Origin of the sequence: Paenibacillus sp. NRS-1782 (assembly GCF_050467685.1) — a bacterium.
Classification (GTDB): Bacteria; Bacillota; Bacilli; order Paenibacillales; family Paenibacillaceae; genus Paenibacillus; species Paenibacillus terrae_A.
In genome coordinates, this window is the sequence record NZ_JBITPH010000073.1 from 1 (window position 1) to 1,653 (window position 1,653).

At 40.8% G+C, this 1,653-nt stretch carries 2 protein-coding genes; one reads left to right on the forward strand and one right to left on the reverse strand.

Annotation, left to right across the window (positions count from 1 at the left end; translation table 11 throughout):
• Positions 1-1,090: recombinase family protein (locus ACIFQM_RS23615; RefSeq protein ID WP_430066270.1), on the forward strand; the 1,090-nt coding region annotated here is incomplete at its 5' end.
• Between the two features lie 29 nt (positions 1,091-1,119).
• On the opposite strand, the gene ACIFQM_RS23620 is transcribed toward ACIFQM_RS23615, so the two are convergent.
• Positions 1,120-1,407: a hypothetical protein gene (locus tag ACIFQM_RS23620; protein WP_430066272.1), complete on the reverse strand. Its 288-nt coding sequence runs from the start codon at positions 1,405-1,407 to the stop codon at positions 1,120-1,122.
• Positions 1,408-1,653 lie beyond the last annotated feature (246 nt).

The following is a 1,653-nucleotide window of genomic DNA, read 5'->3' on the forward strand; positions in this document are numbered from 1 at the left end:
CGGCAAAGTCTTCTGCAACACCACTCGCTTTCTTGGCTACGATAAGGACGAGCAGGGGGAACTGGTGATTAACGAGTCGGAAGCCGAGATTGTGCGGCGCATATACGAGGAGTATTTGGATGGCAAAAGCTATCAGGCGATAGCCAGAGGTTTGATGCGAGATCACATTAAAACAGTCACGGGTGGCGATACGTGGTGGGATTCCTCCATTACCTTAATACTGACCAATGAGAAATATTACGGAGCTTTGCTTCAGCAAAAGACGGTAACGGTAGATTTTCTAACCCACAAACGAGTAAGGAATAAAGGACAAGAACAGCAATATTTAATTGAGGACAACCATGAGCCGATTGTATCCAAGGAACTATTTGAAGCGGTGCAAAAGGAAAAGGAATGGAGGGCCAAGCTGAAAGGTAATGTCATGGGGGATAGTAAAAGATACTCCAGTAAATACGCACTGAGCAGTAAAGTATATTGTGGATGCTGTGGGGCCATTTTTAAACGCCGAACCTGGAACAGCAATAATCCATCCAAAAAAGTGGTATGGCAATGCAAAACGTATGTCAATGAAGGTAGAGCAGCCTGTGATGCCAAATCAGTCGATGAACAAGTTTTACATTCCGCGTTTGTGCGATTGTTCAACCGGATGTATGAGAATAAGAAAGGATTCATGAAGACGTTGAAAGCCAATATTGAATCGGCACTTTCCAGCAAAGTAGGGCAAGAACCGCTATTGGACATCGAAGGACAGATGCACCAATTGAAATCCGACTTGAAGGAATTAGTGAATCTCAAGCTACGGAATCAGATTGATGAAACGATATATGATGAAGAAACGAACAGACTTTCCAATGAACTCAACGAGCTACGACAACAGAAGCTGACACTGGAGCAGGAGCATGAGCAGCAAGCGAAAATCAAGGAGCGTGTAGATGAAATCATCCAAATTCTAAGCTTGCGGAAAGATATACTGGAACAATTTGATGATAACCTATTTAATGCGTTGGTGGAGAAGATCACGATTCTCTCACCAGCGCATTTTGTTTTTACCTTGAAAAGTGGAATGGACATAGATGAAATATTGGACTAGAGAAACCATAGGATAACATTATCAGTAGGCTAACGAATATTTGTGGAGTGTATGACGGGAAGAATCAATCGAATCCCGTCTTTTACTCCTTCCATATAGATGGACTGTTTGTCCTGACTTAGCTGATAACCTATGGCTTCTTCCCATTCGGATAGCAGTTGCTGAATATCCTTGTTTTGATTCATTTTGAATTGATCCATTTGAGTGAATAGATTTTTGTTCTCTGATGAACATGAAGTCTGTTGTTCACTGGCGAGTTCTAACTCATAAAATCGTTGGCGTAATGCTTCTTGAAACCAATCTGGCCAATTTGACATAACACATTTCCCTCCCGTGGTTGAAGTGTGTGTATGTTAACTCTGATGGGGAGGGATGGCAAGTTATTGTTTTGTGCAAAAGATAGATGTGCTTCATATTTCTTAAACAGATTATACGACATGAACTTAAAAGTTAAAGATGATACAAACATTTGAGGGAGGCTATTTTCTCTATTTACCTACATAAAACTAAGTTCGATACAAAACAACTCCCGTAGCGACTTTTTGGCGTTAATTTTTTATTTT